We start from the raw sequence: 16,809 nt of genomic DNA on the forward strand, positions 1-16,809 counted from the left end.
AGATGATATTCTAGAGATGAGCTTAAATTCAAATTTAAAAAATTGTGGATAAACAAGTAAAAGTCAAAAATTGTCGCAGTATCTGGCGCATTTGGTCGGAAATTCTGCAATTCTAAAAGGGTAAACCCTAATTATTGGTTAGAGACTTTAATTTATACAACCACTTTGCATATGCTTCTGTTTGCTGAGGTAAATATTCATAATAATCATAAGTACCTTGTTCACCAGACATTACATGACCAATCATGAGTTGTGCAACATCACGCGATGTAAATGCACTGAAATTAGTACGAGCAGTTCTTCGTAGATCATGAAGCGACCAATGTTTCATGTGATAATCATGATGTCTTCTAAGGCGTTCCATTACATAACCAGGCAATGAATTTGAAGAACCATGGCTCATAGGGGTTGCTTCACTGTCATTAGTTAAGAAGTACTCACAAGTGCTGTATTCAAAAGCCTCGACAATTAATGCCTCCATTTCAGGTAAAATAGGGCGAATAATTTCACGGCCAGTTTTCTTGCCAGTCTTATTGTTTACTACAGGAACAATCCAAACCTTTCTATTTAAATCGAAATCAGTCTTTTTAGCTTTTCTGAGTTCACCATTTCTACAACCAAACATTAAACATAGTTTTAAGAAAATTTTGTTTTTAGGCAAAATATTTGATTCTTCAATAGCCATCAAAACCATTTTAATTTCTTCATCAGAAAGAAATCTGGTTCCTCTATTTCGCTCAATTCCCAAATCTTCCTTGGCATAGATGTCAGATAAAACATTTACCTCAAGTAATTGTCTCTTTTTAGCCCACTTAAGAACCTGTTTTGCATTCGTTAAAACTCGATCTGCAATAGAAGGTACTTCATCAGCTAGTTCTTCAAGTAAAGCTAACCATTGTTGCAGAGTAATGCGGTCAACCGGTAAATCACCAATTTCAGGGATGACATGTTGTTCAAAGGTGTTTCTAATTTGCTGAGCAGAAGTCTTTTTCTTTAGACAATAACTTTCATACCAGTCATTAAAGACATCCTCAAATGTGCTTGCATCGATATATTTTTGCTGCTGTACCCGAACCTCAACTTTAGGATTCATTCCCTTGTCTAATAGTGAACGCATTTCACTAGCTTTTATACGTGCATCTTTGAGAGAAATATGAGGGTAGGTGCCAAGGTCTAAACGTTCAGCTTTACCAGCAAAACGGTACCGAAGCTGAAAAACAATTTTACCTTTAGGTGAGACTCGAACACTCATTGAGTCTCGATCTGCTATTTCTTCAACCTTATCACGTGCCTTGCCGTTATTAGCTTTCAGCCACACTTCAGTTAAAGCCATATTCCACCTGTGTACATAATTTTAGTTGAGCAAGAGGTAAGTACGAATATGTACACCAATGTGTACATAATTGATGAGGCTTATTCTGTCCTAAAATGTCTTAGTATGTCTATATTGAAAACGAGGGAAATATTGAGAAATAAGGCTTTTATTGTTGTTTTTGTCTTAGTGTGTCTTAGAGTGGCTAAATGGCATTAATTCTTTTGAACGATTAATGCCATAGTTGTTCCATATAAGCCATGACCCTGAGAGGCTTTTCAGGGTCAGTTACACAAAAAGTGAAGTCTTATTTTTGTTCAAGCCATGCAGGTAATGCTGCGATAACTTGTCCAAACTTCTCGTTAAGTGGCGCGCCACCTTGTGCTAAGTCAGGTTTACCACCACCTTTACCACCTAACTCGGTTGCTAGATGTTTGATGATGTCACCTGCTTTTAGAGTTGCAGTGTATTGTGATGCAACTGAAGCAAGTAGGCTGACTTTGTCACCCTCTACACCAGCTAACACAATAACTGCATTCTCTAATTTCGATTTAACACTGTCGTGTAAGTTGCGAAGTGATTTTGCATCTACACCTTGAACAGTGGTAATAAGCGTTTGACGACCAGCAATGGTTTGTACCTGATCAATCAATTCTGACGCTTGGAAGTTTGCCAATTTCTGATTGAGCTGTTCAATCTGCTTTTGTAATGCAGAAACCAATTCAACATTGGCTTGCACACGCTCAACAGTTTGGTCTTTCTGTGCTTTTAATAAGCTATTAATGTGATGGATATCAGCATCAGTTTTTTGTACTACATCTAGCGCTTTAGTACCTGTAACAGCTTCAATACGACGTACACCAGCAGCTACACCACCTTCAGAAGTGATTTTGAATAAACCAATATCACCTGTACGTTTAACGTGGATACCACCACAAAGTTCAATAGAGAAGTTTTTCTCATCAATAATTGAACCCATAGAAAGTACACGTACTTCATCACCATATTTTTCACCGAACAACATCATGGCACCTTTAGCTTTTGCAGCTTCGATATCAAGAAGTTCGGTTGTTACAGCACTATTTGCAATAATTTCTGCATTCACTAAGCGCTCAACTTGTTGTAACTGTTCAAAAGTTACAGGTTGGTCATTAGCAAAGTCGAAACGTAAGATATCGCTTGCAACTAAAGAACCTTTTTGTTGTACATGTGAGCCTAAGATTTGACGGAGGGCAGCATGTAATAAGTGAGTTGCAGAGTGGTTACGTGCAGTTGCTTCACGAATGTCCGCTTTAACAATCGCTTCAACATTTTGATCTGCTTTAAGGCTACCAACGGTCACAATACCTTGATGAACAAAGGCACCGCCTGACTTTTTAGTATCTTGAACTTCAAAAATACCAGTTTCATTTTTGAAGATACCAGTATCACCAATCTGACCACCACTTTCAGCATAGAAAGGAGTTTGGTTTAAAACGATAAGCGCTTCATCACCTTCTGAAACTTCTTCAACTTGTACGCCATCTTTATAGATCGCTACAATTTGACCTTGACCAGTGGTGTTGATGTAACCATCAAACTGAGTTTCGCCTTCAACTTTTACAATGTTGTTGTAATCAACTGCAAACTTACCGGCATCACGAGCACGTTGACGCTGTGCTGCCATTTCCACTTCAAAACCAGCTTCATCAATAATAAAGTCACGTTCACGTGCAATATCAGCAGTTAAGTCTGTCGGGAAGCCGTAAGTGTCGTAAAGTTTAAATACAGTCGCACCAGGAATAGTTTTATCTTTTAATTGAGCAAGTTCGCCTTCAAGTAGTTTCAAACCTTGCTCAAGTGTTTTAGCAAACTGTTCTTCTTCACGAATTAAAGTTGCTTCAATCACGTCTTTACGCGCTGCAAGCTCTGGATATGCATCACCCATAACTTCAATTAAAGGTTGCAACATTTTGTAGAAGAACGTACCAGTTGCACCAAGTTTATTTCCGTGACGAACAGCACGGCGGATAATACGGCGAAGTACATAACCACGACCTTCATTGCTTGGGTTTACACCATCAGCAATGAGGAAACAGCATGAACGCGCATGGTCTGCAACAACACGTAAAGAAGGCTGACCTTGGTCTTCAATACCAATAATGTTGGCAGCAGCTTTTAATAAGTGTTGGAACAGGTCAATATCGTAGTTTGAATTAACATGTTGCAATACAGCAGAGATACGCTCTAAGCCCATACCTGTATCAACAGACGGAGCAGGGAGAGGGTGAAGCACGCCATCAGCAGTACGGTTAAACTGCATGAAAACGTTGTTCCAGATTTCAATGAAACGGTCACCGTCTTCTTCAGGTGAGCCTGGTAAACCACCCCAAATGTGATCACCATGATCAAAGAAAATTTCAGAACATGGACCACATGGGCCAGTATCACCCATTGCCCAGAAGTTGTCAGATGCGTATTTTTCGCCCTTATTATCACCAATACGGATAATACGTTCTGGCGCTAAACCGATTTCTTTGTTCCAGATGTCGTAAGCTTCGTCATCGGTGTGGTAAACCGTGGCATAAAGTTTATCTTTTGGTAAAGCAAGCCATTGTTCGCTGGTTAAAAATTCCCATGCGAATTTAAGCGCATCACGTTTGAAATAATCACCGAATGAGAAATTACCTAACATTTCAAAGAATGTATGGTGACGTGCAGTGTAGCCAACGTTGTCTAAGTCATTGTGTTTACCGCCAGCGCGTACACATTTTTGAGATGTAGTTGCACGCACATAGTCACGTTTCTCAAGACCTAAAAAGCAGTCTTTAAACTGGTTCATCCCAGCATTTGTAAATAATAAAGTTGGGTCGTTGGCAGGAACAAGAGAACTCGACGCGACACGTGTATGCCCTTGCGTTTCAAAGTAGCGCAAAAATGCTTCACGAATTTCAGCAGATGTCATTAAACGAGTACTCACAACCAAGTCACTCCATATTTTCGAATTTGGCTAAATGTACCAATGCCTGTTTGTTTTATGCCAAACCTTAGCATGTGATACGGGGCTTATTTTTTAAAAACGCTAAATTGTAGCGGAAAAACCCCACCGAACCAACGATTTTAAAAGGAATATCTTACAAAACTGTGATTTGGCTAAAAATCTATATTCAATTGGCCTTGACGTGCTTTACTATATGCCTTCTTTAGTTTGTAGTTTTGTTGATAAGGATAGGTCATGCAACGTATCGCCATTAATGGGTTTGGTCGGATTGGACGTAATGTTTTACGCGCCTGGTTCGAAAGCCCAAAACAATTTCATTTTGAAATCGTGGCGATTAACGATATAGCAGATGTCCAGACATTAGTGCATTTATTTAAATATGATTCTACGCACGGCCGCTTCAATGGAAATGTAGATATATTCATTGAAAATGAAAAAGTTTTTTTGAATATTCAGTCAAATCAACGAACGCTAAAAGTTGAGGTTTTAAAGCAGAAACAACCTGAACTTTTACCATGGTCTAGTTTAGATATTGATGTGGTACTTGAGTGTACAGGACTGTTCCGTTCTCATGCGGATGCAACACGTCATCTACAAGCAGGGGCGAAGCGGGTTATTATTGGGGCAGCACCTTTTGATCATGTTGACGCAGCCATTGTTTATGGTGTGAACCACAATGAAGTCAAAGTGACTGATCAGATCATATCAAGCGTTTCATGTACTACACAAGCTTTAGTTCCATTAGTCAAAATCATTGATGATGCTTTTGGTATTGAAACTGCACTTATGACAGAAATTCATGCGGTAACGGCAGATCAATCTGTTCTTGACCACGCACATCGTGATTTACGTCGTGCTAGAGCTTCAGGGCAAAATATTATCCCGACCACATCTAGTGCACTCGGTGCATTAAAACGTGTTATGCCTAAGATGGAAGACCGTATTGATGGTTATTCAATTCGGGTACCGACTATTAATGTAGCTGCAATTGACTTAACTTTTATCGCGCAATCTCCAATTACTGTGCATCACATTAATGAAATACTAATTAAAGCATCTCAAACAGACTATGCAGAAATTATGGCGGTAACAGATGAGCCATTAGTTTCGAGTGATTTCAATCATTCACCTTATTCACTCATCGTTGATTTAACTCAGACGATGGTCGTTGGCCATCAAGCTAAAGTATTCGCTTGGTACGATAATGAATGGGGCTATGCAAACCGATTATTAGATTTGTGTGATTCTTTCTAAATTTAAAATACCTTAAGAAAGCTATTCAAAGATTAAATCTGGTTAACTGGCAACAAGTAGATAGCTCAGATATTGGCCCATTCTTTGGTCGAAGAACTTTTGTCTATGATATGAGTGAATGAGAATAAGGTATTGAATATTATTGTTAATTCATGAAATCTTCTTTTTGACTTTAGAGTTTATTAAGAAAGATTTATGCAAATTGTCAGGTGCATGGCACAAAGTATCATGCTACACTAAGAGAAATCGGGTGTGTTCCCGATTTTTTTATGTGGGGTCGTTCCACGTTGATCAGATTTTAGGCTTGAAATATGACCATTTCAGAGACATGGTTGCTGCCTGACGGGGTAGCAGATGTATTGCCGGAACAGGCGCAAGTCATTGAAAAACTTCGCCGTGAAGCTTTAGATTTCCTCGCGGTACGAGGTTATCAATTGGTATATACACCATTTATCGAATACATCGAATCGTTGTCTTCATTATCAGAATCAAATCAAGACTTAGATTTAGTAACTTTTAAGGTCATTGATCAGCTCTCAGGCCGGTTACTCGGTGTTCGTGCTGATATGACGCCGCAAGTTGCACGTATCGATGCACATGTAAGACCAGTTGAAGGCGTTGCACGTTACTGTTATTCAGGGACTGTATTACATACTAAACCACAAAATTTTAATGCCACACGTGCACCTCTACAATTAGGTGCAGAGTTATACGGGCATGACAGTATCGAAGCTGATGTCGAAATGGTCGATGTTATGCTGGGGTTGATCGAGAACATCTACACTTTACAAGGCGCGCATCTAGATTTGGGCCATGTAGGGTTGTTCCGCAGTTTAGTAAAATGTGCTGGACTGTCAAAAAATGAAGAGCATGAGCTTTCAGATCTTTATCAAAGAAAAGCGTTACCAGAGTTAGCTGAATTTACTCAAAACCTCAATATGGGTTCTGATTTCTATGCACTTGGCCGTTATTCTAGTGATCTAGAAGCGTTACAGGCGAATTTAAGTGCAAACATCTTACAAGATGCTGAATTTAAGTCGGCATTAGATGCACTTAAAACAACACTTGCGCAAATTAAAGGCCGTTGGCCAAATCTCAATATCGGTATTGATGTTGTAGAGCTACGTAGTTATCACTATCACACTGGCTTAATGTATGCGGTCTATGCACCGAATCGTGCTGCGCCTTTAGCACAGGGTGGTCGTTATGATGGTATTGGCGAGCACTTTGGCCGCGCACGTCCTGCTACTGGCTTTAGTTGTGATTTATATGCCCTAGGTGCAAATCAGTTCGCCGAAATCGAAACTGTTGTTGCTCCAAAAGGCTCAGAACAGGATTTACTCTCAGCAATTTCGAATGCACGTGCTCAAGGTTTACGTGTAGTTCAATTGTTAGGTAATGATGATTTAAGTTCTATTCCATATGCGACCCATCGACTCGTGTCGCAAAATGGACAATGGAATATTGAAAAGATTTAATCGCCAACGGTAAATTTTTACTGGTGGTTTCCAATTTTAACAGCATGATGTAATGAGGCTATTATGGGCAAAAATGTTGTGGTACTTGGTACCCAATGGGGCGACGAAGGTAAAGGTAAAATCGTCGACCTGCTCACAGATCAGGCGGCTGCGGTAGTACGTTATCAAGGCGGACATAACGCAGGTCATACTCTTGTCGTAGGTGGTAAAAAGACTGTATTGCACCTCATTCCATCAGGCATTTTACGTGAAAACGTATTGTGCTTAATTGGTAATGGTGTAGTACTTTCACCAGCCGCGTTAATTGAAGAAATGGGAATTTTGGAAGCGGAAGGTGTTCCTGTTAAAGAACGTCTACGTATTTCTCCAAACTGTCCACTCATTTTGCCTAACCACATTGCACTTGATCAGGCACGTGAGAAGAAACGTGGTAATGCTAAAATCGGTACTACAGGTCGTGGTATTGGTCCTGCATACGAAGATAAAGTAGCTCGCCGTGCAGTGCGTGTTGCTGACCTTGTTCGTGGTGGTGCAGCATTAGAAGAAAAACTGTCTGAAATGCTTGAGTTACATAACTTCCAATTAACTCAGTTCTACGGTGTAGAAGCTGTTAAATTTGAAGATGTATTGGCTCTTTGCAACCAATGGCGTGAAGTGCTTGCTCCATTAGTGATTGATGTAACTAAAGTGTTGCATGACTATCGCAAAGAAGGTAAGGCTGTAATGTTTGAAGGAGCTCAAGGCTCACTTCTAGACATTGACCACGGTACTTATCCGTATGTTACAAGTTCAAATACAACTGCTGGTGGCGTAAGCTCTGGTTCAGGTATGGGACCTTTACATCTTGATTATGTATTAGGTATTACTAAAGCTTATACAACACGTGTAGGTGCTGGTCCATTCCCAACTGAATTAGTTTACGATGCAGCTGCTGATTCTGGTGACCCAATTGGTAAACACCTAGGTACAGTTGGTCATGAATTTGGTGCTTCTACTGGCCGTCAACGTCGTTGTGGTTGGTTTGATGCTGAAATTCTTCGCCGTTCTGTAGATGTAAACTCACTTTCAGGTATTTGCTTAACTAAACTTGACGTTTTAGATGGTTTGGAAGAAGTAAAAATCTGTGTAGGTTATGAAAATACAGATTCAGGTTGTGTCGGTTCTTCAGATGCGGTTTCTTTTGAATGCTTGAAGCCAATCTATGAAACTATGCCTGGTTGGAGCGAGTCGACTGTTGGTTTAACGAGTATCGATCAATTACCAGCAAATGCTTTGGCTTATGTTAAGCGTATTGAACAATTAATCGAATGTCCGATTGATATCGTTTCAACTGGTCCAGATCGTGCAGAAACAATTGTTTTACGTCATCCATTCTCTGCTTAATTAGCAAAGATTAAAAAGGCCTCCTGAAAGGGGGCTTTTTTTATACCCGACTAAAGTGCAGTTTTCGTTTTATTAGATTCAGATTAAAACGTTATATATAGATAAGGAAGGATGGGCTCAGGATGAAGCTGCAACCAACTATTTCAAAAACAATTTTTTATTCTTTTTTATTTGCTATTGGTGGTTCACCCACGCTGGCGATGTTGGTTATTTATGGACAGGAATATCATGAAGATTTCTTTATGACCGCTTTTATGAGTTTGTCGGTTTTGTTCGCATGTGTGTTAATTCCTGTTGTACTCATACAAAATAGTTATTTACTCTGGAAACGGGAAAGTCCTAATCTTGAAGAGAAAGTTAAAACCTTAAGTCATGTTTATCTGGGTTTAAATGTAATCTGTTTAATTTTCTGGATTTATTTGATGACTTTATCTACTTGATCGTTACATAAATACTATGATCATGAAGAAATGAGACATTCAAAGCATGAGTGGTATTTCTTATAATAAGTGCAAAAGAATAAACAGCTTTTTATCGATTTAGGTGATCCGTGTTATGAATAAAAAACTCTTTTTAAGCTTGTGTGCAGCAAGTGTGATGACCATTTCTGGCTGTGCAACAGTAGCGGACATGGCTGGTGCAGATACTGCAACCTTAAATGCTCAATCTGCTCAAGGTTTTAATAAGATGGTGCAGGAAGCACGTGGTAAGGGTGCTCTCGATACAAGCTCTAGTACATATAACCGTATTAATGCTGTATTCAACCGTTTAAAACCATTTGCCAACCAGATGAATCAGACTGGTCAACCATTTAGCTGGCAGTTAGCGGTGTTGAAATCAGATACGATTAATGCTTACGTTGCACCTGGTGGCAAGGTAGTGTTCTATACAGGTATTGTGAATAAATTGAACCTGACAGATGCTGAAATTGCAGCTGTTATGGGACATGAAATGACACATGCTTTAGAAGAGCATGCAAAAAGTAAAATCGGTGCACAAGCTTTAACTGATTTAGCTCTAGGCATCGGTTTAAGCTATGCGGGTAATAACGTAGGCCAGCTTGGTACTGCTGCCGCTCAGTTAGGTACACAAGTGGGTGTGGGCTTACCATATTCTCGTAGCTTGGAAAGTCGTGCTGACCAAGGTGGTTTAATGTTGATGGCGCGCGCAGGCTATAATCCAAATGCAGCGATTACACTTTGGGAAAAAATGAATAAGCTTGAAGGTGGCGGTGGTTCATCATTCTTGTCTACTCACCCATCTAACTCACAACGTATTGGTGATATGCGTAAAAACTTACCTGCGGCAATGGCAGTTTATAATAGCCGCAAATAAGATGTAAATTTTATATAGATAAAGAAAACGGATGCTTAAGCATCCGTTTTTTATTTAAGGAGCAGGGTTGGGTTGTTGGGTATGGATGGCCTCAATACCTTTTAGAACTTCACTTGGTAATTCAATCTCAAATGCCTGAATATTTTCTTTTAGTTGATCTAAATTAGTGGCACCAATAATTGTGCTGGTCACAAAGAATTGTTGTTTAATAAAAGCTAAGGCCATCTGAGTTAAGCTTAGTCCATGCTTTTCTGCTAGCTGTGCATATTGTTCAGTCGCCCACTCACTTTGAGGGTTACTGTAGCGGCTAAAGCGAGGGAATAGTGTCACACGAGCATTAGCGGGACGTGCACCATTTCTAAACTTGCCAGTTAGGTAACCAAAAGCCAGAGGAGAGTAGGCGAGCAAGCCGACATCCTCATATTTAGCAATCTCTGACATACCTATTTCATAAGTACGGTTAAGAAGACTATAAGGGTTTTGAACACTTACGAATTTACTGACACCTAGCTTTTCGGCCAAATATAAAAACTTCATGGTGCCCCACGGGGTTTCATTTGATAAACCAATATAGCGAATGCGCCCGCGATTAATCTCTTCTTGTAGAGCGAGTAATGTTTCTTCTAGAGGTGTTGTGTCGTAATCATTTTCAGCTTGCTGATTGCCATAAGCGAGCGTACCAAAAAAGTTGGTATGACGTTCAGGCCAATGCAGTTGATAAAGGTCGATATAGTCCGTTTGGAGGCGTTTAAGTGATCCATCTAGAGCTTTGGCAATATGGTCACTGTTAAAGCGTGTATTGCCTTCTCGGATGTGTGTTCCTCCAAAGCCCGGACCTGCAATTTTAGATGCGAGAAAGACTTTATCACGTTGTCCATGCTGGGCAAACCAATTGCCAATAATCGTTTCAGTTGCTCCATAGGTTTCAGGTTTTGGTGGAACGGAATACATCTCTGCCGTATCCCAAAAATATAAACCATGTGCCAAGGCGTAATTGAGTTGTTCAAAAGCTTCTTGTTGGGAGTTTTGCTCACCAAATGTCATGGTGCCTAAACAAATTTCTGGAAGTTTAAGGCCTGTGCGACTAAGTGGGTTAAATTGCATACAGCGGAATCCTTGGAAATTTTGAGTTAGCATAACGGAGAATATGTATTCAACTTAAATCATAAAATTAGAATAGTTTGTAAGTTTTGTGTATTAACTCATTGTTGCATATAAAAAAAGCAAACCGAAGTTTGCTTTTTATTAAAAATTTAATGAATATTATTCTTCATCGTCGTAGTCATCATCAGAAACAGTGTTTTCTTCTAATGATGCATCAAAAATAAGAATCGCTTTACCATCAGTTTGGATCATACCTTGATCTTCTAAGGTTTTGAGTACACGACCAACCATCTCACGTGAACATCCAACAATACGGCCAATTTCTTGACGAGTAATGCGAATTTGACGACCGTTTGGCAAAATCATTGCTTCTGGTTGAGAAGATAGATCGATTAAACAACGTGCAATACGGCCAGACACATCAATGAACGCAAGATCTGTCATTTTACGAGTCGTATTTTTTAGACGGCGAACTAATTGTGCAAAAACAGCATAGCTTAAGTCTGGGTATTGTTTGCTAAGTTCGTGGAAGTTGTCATAAGAGATCTCTGCAATTTCACAGACATCACGAGTTCGAACTTCGGCTGTACGTTGAGGGTTCGGTTCGAAAAGCCCCATTTCCCCAAAGAAATCGCCCGGATTTAAATACGCAACAACAATTTCACGTTCATCATCTTCACGCAAAATAATTGAAACTGAGCCTTTTAAAATTAAATATAAAGATTTTGACTCTGTTCCGGCATCAACAATTGTGGTTCGTTTTGGATATCTGTTGATGTGAGCACGTTTTAACAATGCTTTAACGGATTCAGGTAGTTGCCCCGGAGATAAAGCATCTGTGCTGAGTTGTGAAAAATTTGAAGTCATGCTTAATATGTTCCGAATAGGGTAAACAATTCACACAAGCTCGAGATGAGCTATTACACAGAAGAGATGAAATTCCTTATCAACTCATTTTATGTTAGTGTACAAAACAAGGGCCTGTTGACATTTCACAGATGGTTGCAACATAAGACAATTCTTTTAGACGTACCAAATAAGAACTATGAAATTTAGCCATTCTAAATAAAATAGATCTTAACAACGGAACGTACAAAATAACTTGGTCTTGCGCTATGCCTGCGCTGCTTTAATTGCAACTCAGATTATGGCTGAAATTTCACAAACTTTATTACAAAACTGGACAAAGGATTGCCATTGTCTGGGTTTTGCGTCTTATTTGGATTAATTTTTAGCTATAACGCAATCCATAGATGAAATGTCAACAGACCCTGCTTAAATTTATAATTTTTTTTGGGTAGTTGCAATGCAAACAAGTGTACATTGGCTAGAGAATGTTGCTTTTGAAGCGAAATCGGATAGTGGGCATAGTGTCATCATGGACGGCTCACCTGAGTATGGTGGTGAAAACCGTGGTCCACGTCCTATGGAATTGATATTAATGGGACTTGGTGGGTGTGCTTCGTTTGATATTGTGACTATTTTAAAGAAATCTCGCCAAGATGTGACGAATGTTGTATGTAATTTAAAAGCTGAGCGCGCTGACGCAATTCCGGCTGTGTTTACTAAAATCCACTTACATTTTGTGGTAACTGGTAAAGCTGTGAAAGAAAAGCAGGTTGCAAAAGCAGTTGAATTGTCTGCCGAGAAATATTGTTCAGCAAGTAAAATGCTTTCCGATGGTGGTGTTGAAATTACACATGACTTCGAAATTATTGAAGCGGAATAAGGCATTTTTTGATAGCTAGAAATTAAAAAAAAAGCTGACATGAGAGTTGGCTTTTTTTATTGTCAAAAATAACTAAAAAATAATAGAGAGAAGAAAGGTGAATATTCGTTCTGCTAAATCAGAAGATACTCAAGCCATATGTGATCTACTTAAACAGATGGGATACCCACAGCCTCTTGCTCTTATTCAAGAAAAATTTGAGATACTCCATAATGACTCTAATTCACAAATTTTAGTTGCTGAAGAGAGGGGTAAAATTTATGGTTTTTTATCTCTCTACTTTATTCCGCAAATTGCCTTACAAGGTGACTTTGCCAAAATATGCTATCTGTGTGTTGATGAGAATATGCGTAGCAAAGGTGTAGGGCATTTACTCGTAAAGGAGGCTGAGCAACAAGCCAGACGCCGAGGGTGTGATCGAATGGAACTGCATTCAGGAATGCAAAGACCTTTGGCACATCAATTTTACCTAAGAGAAGGCTATATCGAAGCGCCAAAGTATTTTCGTAAAGCTTTAAATTAACGAGCTAAATTAAAAAAAGCTGAGGATCTACCCGAGCATTATTAAGGCTCATGCCCCAATGCAGATGAGGGCCTGTCACGCGTCCTGTTTTGCCTACTAAACCTAACGTTTCTCCTTGGCGGATATGTTGGCCTTTCTCTACTTTAATTGCGCTTAAATGGCAGAACATGCTGACTAAGCCTTGGCCATGATCAATCAACACGGTTTGTCCATTAAAAAAATAAGATCCAGTTTGGATAACAACACCATCTGCCGGAGCAACAACTTTTTGTCCTACTGGCGCAGGAATATCTAAACCTGAGTGAGGCGCGCGTTCCTCGCCATTGAAAAAGCGCTTTCTTCCAAAAGAGTTGCTAAATTTCCCTGAAGTCGGGCGTATAAATGTGGGTAGGGTTTGCCATGAGCTCTGTGTAAATGAGGTATACACATCATTTTGTTCTTTTGCTTCTTGAGCGTAGCGGTCTAATTGACTTTGGTTAGGGTTCACATAATCTTGGTTCGTGACTTTAATCCGTTGTTCTGCGTAAGGATAAGACTTAACTTCTATTTGAATCGGGGCTTTATTTGTGTCGAGTTGAATACTGCCGATTGGAGTAGATAATGGAATGCCAAGCACGGCATAACGCTGCTGACCTTCTTGGCTAATTAAAACAGGCTTTTGTTGAAAAGTGACCTGAGTAATATCAGTACTTAGAGGAACAACTGCAATTCCACCAGGTCGTCTGGAGTCTTGTGGGAGCTGAGCGATTGCCAGTGCCGAAGTAAAAAGACAAGTTGTTGTTAATATAATATGTTTAAAGTGCATTTTTCATTTCAAAACGAGTAGGAAACTAGCAAGATAAACTAAAGCTTAATCACTAAATTCTCAATGAAGACTTTGTGAAAAGCGTAATAAGAATAAGCATGAATCTAAATATTCAAGCATTTTAATAAAATGTAGCTGAACTGTACTTGAAATATATACAAAACAATCCCATATTATAATGGAGTTTTACTCACTGTTATTTTTATAACATTATGAAAAATATATAAAAATTTATTTGAAATTCGAAGAAGTGTTCCCATCTATTAGACAAGTACAAATTTGTTGTGAGGAATAACAAGAATGCGTTTTGAGAAATTTACAAACCGCTTGCAGCAAGCCCTCTCAGATGCTCAATCTTTAGCGATGGGTAAAGACCATACCGCTATCGCAGGTATTCATATTTTGTCTACCTTGTTAGAAGAGCCATCAAATATTAGTTTGTTGCAACAAGCAGGTGCACGGTTACCTGAACTTAAACAAAAACTTGAACAGGCTATAAAAGATGCGCCGACAATTGCCAACCCAACGGGTGATGTCAACTTAAACCCAGAAGCCGTTAAAGCGCTTAATTTGGCAGACAGATATGCGCAAAAGGCAGGTGATGAATTTTTATCAACTGACTGGGTTTTATTAGGTTTGGCAGAGACAGGCGAAACTAAAAATATTTTAAGTGCGGTAGGTGTAACTCCCGACAGCTTACGCAAAGTAATTGAACATATTCGAGGTAATGACAAAGTCATGAGTAATAATCACGAAGACCAACGTGACTCACTTAATAAATATACGATTGATTTAACAGAGCGTGCTTTATCTGGAAAACTTGATCCTGTCATTGGGCGTGACGATGAAATTCGCCGTACCATTCAGGTGTTATCGCGTCGTACCAAAAACAACCCTGTTCTTATTGGTGAGCCGGGTGTAGGTAAAACCGCTATTGTTGAAGGTTTGGCACAGCGTATTGTGAATGGTGAAGTGCCAGAGGGATTAAAAAATAAACGTGTTTTATCCCTCGACTTAGGTTCATTACTGGCTGGTGCTAAATATCGTGGTGAGTTTGAAGAACGTTTAAAAGCTGTTCTAAAAGACTTGGCAAAACACGAAGGCGAAATCATCCTGTTTATTGATGAGTTACATACACTCGTAGGTGCAGGTAAAGGTGATGGCGCGATGGATGCAGGTAATATGTTAAAACCTGCGTTGGCTCGTGGTGAATTGCGCTGTGTGGGTGCGACGACCTTAGATGAATATCGTCAATATATTGAAAAAGATGCAGCTTTAGAGCGTCGTTTCCAGAAAGTACTGGTTGATGAGCCAAGTGTTGAAGATACGATTGCAATTTTACGTGGACTTAAAGAAAAATATGCCACTCACCATGGTGTGCAAATTTTAGACTCTGCGATTATTGCTGCGGCGAAAATGTCTCATCGTTACATCACTGATCGTCAATTACCAGACAAGGCAATTGATTTGATTGATGAGGCAGCTTCTCGTATTAAAATGGAGATTGACTCTAAACCTGAAGCACTTGATAAGCTCGATCGCCGTTTAATCCAGTTGAAAATGCAATTGGAAGCTGTGAAAAAAGATGAAGATGTCGGCAGTAAAGCTGAAGTCACTCATCTTGAAAAACAGATTGCTGAAGTCGAGAAAGAATACAACGATCTTGAAGAAATCTGGAAGTCTGAAAAAACTTTGGTAGAAGGTACTAAACAGGCTCAGGTGGAACTTGATAAAGCACGTATTGCTTTTGAGAAAGCTCAGCGTGAAGGTGATTTGGCTGAGGCAGCACGTTTACAGTATGGCGTAATTCCAGAGTTGCAAAAACAACTGGAGCAAGATGAAGTTGCAGAAGAGAACGAAGAGCCAAAACTCATTCGTACTAAAGTAACTGAAAATGAAATTGCCGAAGTTGTTAGTGCTGCGACAGGTATCCCGGTTGCTAAAATGATGCAAGGCGAGCGTGAAAAACTCCTTAATATGGAAGAGTTTTTACATGACCGTGTTGTAGGGCAAGATGAAGCAGTTGTTGCAGTGTCGAATGCAGTACGCCGTTCACGTGCCGGTTTGTCTGACCCGAATCGACCTAGTGGATCATTCTTGTTCTTGGGTCCAACAGGTGTTGGTAAAACTGAGTTGACTAAAGCACTTGCTAACTTCTTGTTTGACAGTGATGATGCCATGATTCGTATCGACATGAGTGAATTCATGGAAAAACACTCTGTTAGCCGTTTGGTTGGTGCACCTCCAGGATATGTCGGTTATGAAGAAGGCGGTGTTTTAACCGAAGCTGTTCGCCGTAAGCCATATAGCGTGGTGTTGTTTGATGAGGTTGAAAAAGCACATCCAGATGTATTCAATATCTTGCTCCAGGTATTGGACGATGGCCGCTTAACCGATTCACAAGGTCGAGTAGTGGACTTTAAAAATACGGTAATTGTGATGACTTCGAACTTGGGTTCACAAGATGTACGTGAGCTAGGTGAGGGTGCAACTGATGATGAAGTGCGTACCATTGTAATGAATGCGGTAAGTCAGCATTTCCGTCCGGAATTTATTAACCGGATTGATGAGCTTGTGATTTTCCATTCACTCAAAAAAGCACAAATTCGTGGTATTGCCGATATTCAGTTGGATCGATTACGTTCGCGTCTTGTTGATCGTGACATGAGTCTAACTGTAGATGATACCGCTTTTGATTTATTGATTGATGCTGGTTTCGATCCTGTCTATGGCGCGCGTCCATTGAAACGTGCGATTCAACAACAGATTGAAAACACATTAGCACAAAAAATCTTGTCGGGTGATTTTGTCGCAGGTGATACTATTCTAGTTAAAGGCGAAAATGGGCATTTAGTCTTCGATAAAATGAAACTCAGCTAAGCTTTTTCTGCTAAAACCGAAAAGAG

Annotated in this window: 14 protein-coding genes; 9 read left to right on the forward strand and 5 right to left on the reverse strand. The window is 39.7% G+C overall.

Going from position 1 to position 16,809, the window contains the following annotated elements; translation table 11 throughout:
- Nucleotides 1-127: 127 nt before the first annotated feature.
- Both MKL33_RS18740 and alaS read right to left on the reverse strand, forming a co-directional pair.
- Nucleotides 128-1,333 carry a tyrosine-type recombinase/integrase gene (locus MKL33_RS18740; protein ID WP_033854422.1) on the reverse strand — a complete coding sequence of 402 codons (1,206 nt, stop codon included), beginning with the start codon at nt 1,331-1,333 and terminating at the stop codon, nt 128-130.
- 286 nt (nt 1,334-1,619) lie between these two features.
- A complete protein-coding gene (alaS, locus tag MKL33_RS18745; protein WP_086376873.1) occupies nt 1,620-4,256 on the reverse strand; it encodes an alanine--tRNA ligase in 2,637 nt (878 codons plus the stop codon).
- 270 nt (nt 4,257-4,526) lie between these two features.
- On the opposite strand from alaS, the gene MKL33_RS18750 reads away from it, so the two are divergent.
- The 5 genes from MKL33_RS18750 (at nt 4,527) to MKL33_RS18770 (ending at nt 9,742) form a co-directional block, all read left to right on the forward strand.
- On the forward strand, nt 4,527-5,546 hold the full coding sequence (locus MKL33_RS18750) for a type I glyceraldehyde-3-phosphate dehydrogenase (protein ID WP_005076995.1): 1,020 nt from the start codon (nt 4,527-4,529) through the stop codon (nt 5,544-5,546).
- Between the two features lie 311 nt (nt 5,547-5,857).
- Nucleotides 5,858-7,024 carry an ATP phosphoribosyltransferase regulatory subunit gene (locus tag MKL33_RS18755; RefSeq protein WP_151283313.1) on the forward strand — a complete coding sequence of 389 codons (1,167 nt, stop codon included), beginning with the start codon at nt 5,858-5,860 and terminating at the stop codon, nt 7,022-7,024.
- A 63-nt stretch (nt 7,025-7,087) separates the two neighbouring features.
- Complete coding sequence (locus MKL33_RS18760; protein WP_044101722.1) at nt 7,088-8,407, forward strand: adenylosuccinate synthase; 1,320 nt, start codon at nt 7,088-7,090, stop codon at nt 8,405-8,407.
- A gap of 122 nt (nt 8,408-8,529) precedes the next feature.
- Nucleotides 8,530-8,847 (forward strand): hypothetical protein, encoded by a 318-nt coding sequence (locus tag MKL33_RS18765; protein ID WP_002121533.1) that lies wholly within the window; start codon nt 8,530-8,532, stop codon nt 8,845-8,847.
- A 115-nt stretch (nt 8,848-8,962) separates the two neighbouring features.
- Nucleotides 8,963-9,742 (forward strand): M48 family metallopeptidase, encoded by a 780-nt coding sequence (locus MKL33_RS18770; protein ID WP_270907517.1) that lies wholly within the window; start codon nt 8,963-8,965, stop codon nt 9,740-9,742.
- Nucleotides 9,743-9,796: 54 nt separating this feature from the next.
- On the opposite strand, the gene MKL33_RS18775 is transcribed toward MKL33_RS18770, so the two are convergent.
- Nucleotides 9,797-10,846 carry an NADP(H)-dependent aldo-keto reductase gene (locus MKL33_RS18775; RefSeq protein WP_270907518.1) on the reverse strand — a complete coding sequence of 350 codons (1,050 nt, stop codon included), beginning with the start codon at nt 10,844-10,846 and terminating at the stop codon, nt 9,797-9,799.
- A gap of 159 nt (nt 10,847-11,005) precedes the next feature.
- On the reverse strand, nt 11,006-11,713 hold the full coding sequence (gene crp, locus MKL33_RS18780) for a cAMP-activated global transcriptional regulator CRP (protein WP_005070320.1): 708 nt from the start codon (nt 11,711-11,713) through the stop codon (nt 11,006-11,008).
- Nucleotides 11,714-11,954: 241 nt separating this feature from the next.
- Between crp and MKL33_RS18785 the strand changes: the two genes are divergently transcribed.
- The 3 genes from MKL33_RS18785 to MKL33_RS18795 all read left to right on the forward strand — a co-directional run bounded on the left by MKL33_RS18785 (nt 11,955) and on the right by MKL33_RS18795 (nt 13,098).
- Nucleotides 11,955-12,074, forward strand: coding sequence for a hypothetical protein (locus MKL33_RS18785; RefSeq protein ID WP_002121587.1), 120 nt, complete (start codon nt 11,955-11,957; stop codon nt 12,072-12,074).
- A gap of 78 nt (nt 12,075-12,152) precedes the next feature.
- Nucleotides 12,153-12,575 (forward strand): OsmC family protein, encoded by a 423-nt coding sequence (locus MKL33_RS18790; RefSeq protein ID WP_002121528.1) that lies wholly within the window; start codon nt 12,153-12,155, stop codon nt 12,573-12,575.
- Between the two features lie 97 nt (nt 12,576-12,672).
- On the forward strand, nt 12,673-13,098 hold the full coding sequence (locus MKL33_RS18795; protein ID WP_270907519.1) for a GNAT family N-acetyltransferase: 426 nt from the start codon (nt 12,673-12,675) through the stop codon (nt 13,096-13,098).
- 4 nt (nt 13,099-13,102) lie between these two features.
- Here MKL33_RS18795 and MKL33_RS18800 read toward each other — a convergent pair whose 3' ends face one another.
- A complete protein-coding gene (locus MKL33_RS18800) occupies nt 13,103-13,903 on the reverse strand; it encodes a M23 family metallopeptidase (protein ID WP_270907520.1) in 801 nt (266 codons plus the stop codon).
- A 300-nt stretch (nt 13,904-14,203) separates the two neighbouring features.
- Between MKL33_RS18800 and clpB the strand changes: the two genes are divergently transcribed.
- The gene (gene clpB, locus MKL33_RS18805) at nt 14,204-16,783 is read left to right on the forward strand and encodes an ATP-dependent chaperone ClpB (protein ID WP_005070314.1); all 2,580 of its coding nucleotides are present in this window, start codon (nt 14,204-14,206) and stop codon (nt 16,781-16,783) included.
- Nucleotides 16,784-16,809: the final 26 nt, after the last annotated feature.

Origin of the sequence: Acinetobacter sp. AOR43_HL (assembly GCF_027854635.1) — a bacterium.
Classification (GTDB): Bacteria; Pseudomonadota; Gammaproteobacteria; order Pseudomonadales; family Moraxellaceae; genus Acinetobacter; species Acinetobacter pittii.

What these genes read in the sequence shown, in the direction of transcription:
- MKL33_RS18740 (WP_033854422.1), bottom strand. Translation starts at nt 1,333, where the DNA reads ATGGCTTTAACTGAAGTGTGGCTGAAAGCTAATAACGGCAAGGCACGT.
- alaS (WP_086376873.1), bottom strand. Translation starts at nt 4,256, where the DNA reads ATGACATCTGCTGAAATTCGTGAAGCATTTTTGCGCTACTTTGAAACG.
- MKL33_RS18750 (WP_005076995.1), top strand. Translation starts at nt 4,527, where the DNA reads ATGCAACGTATCGCCATTAATGGGTTTGGTCGGATTGGACGTAATGTT.
- MKL33_RS18755 (WP_151283313.1), top strand. Translation starts at nt 5,858, where the DNA reads ATGACCATTTCAGAGACATGGTTGCTGCCTGACGGGGTAGCAGATGTA.
- MKL33_RS18760 (WP_044101722.1), top strand. Translation starts at nt 7,088, where the DNA reads ATGGGCAAAAATGTTGTGGTACTTGGTACCCAATGGGGCGACGAAGGT.
- MKL33_RS18765 (WP_002121533.1), top strand. Translation starts at nt 8,530, where the DNA reads ATGAAGCTGCAACCAACTATTTCAAAAACAATTTTTTATTCTTTTTTA.
- MKL33_RS18770 (WP_270907517.1), top strand. Translation starts at nt 8,963, where the DNA reads ATGAATAAAAAACTCTTTTTAAGCTTGTGTGCAGCAAGTGTGATGACC.
- MKL33_RS18775 (WP_270907518.1), bottom strand. Translation starts at nt 10,846, where the DNA reads ATGCAATTTAACCCACTTAGTCGCACAGGCCTTAAACTTCCAGAAATT.
- crp (WP_005070320.1), bottom strand. Translation starts at nt 11,713, where the DNA reads ATGACTTCAAATTTTTCACAACTCAGCACAGATGCTTTATCTCCGGGG.
- MKL33_RS18790 (WP_002121528.1), top strand. Translation starts at nt 12,153, where the DNA reads ATGCAAACAAGTGTACATTGGCTAGAGAATGTTGCTTTTGAAGCGAAA.
- MKL33_RS18800 (WP_270907520.1), bottom strand. Translation starts at nt 13,903, where the DNA reads ATGCACTTTAAACATATTATATTAACAACAACTTGTCTTTTTACTTCG.
- clpB (WP_005070314.1), top strand. Translation starts at nt 14,204, where the DNA reads ATGCGTTTTGAGAAATTTACAAACCGCTTGCAGCAAGCCCTCTCAGAT.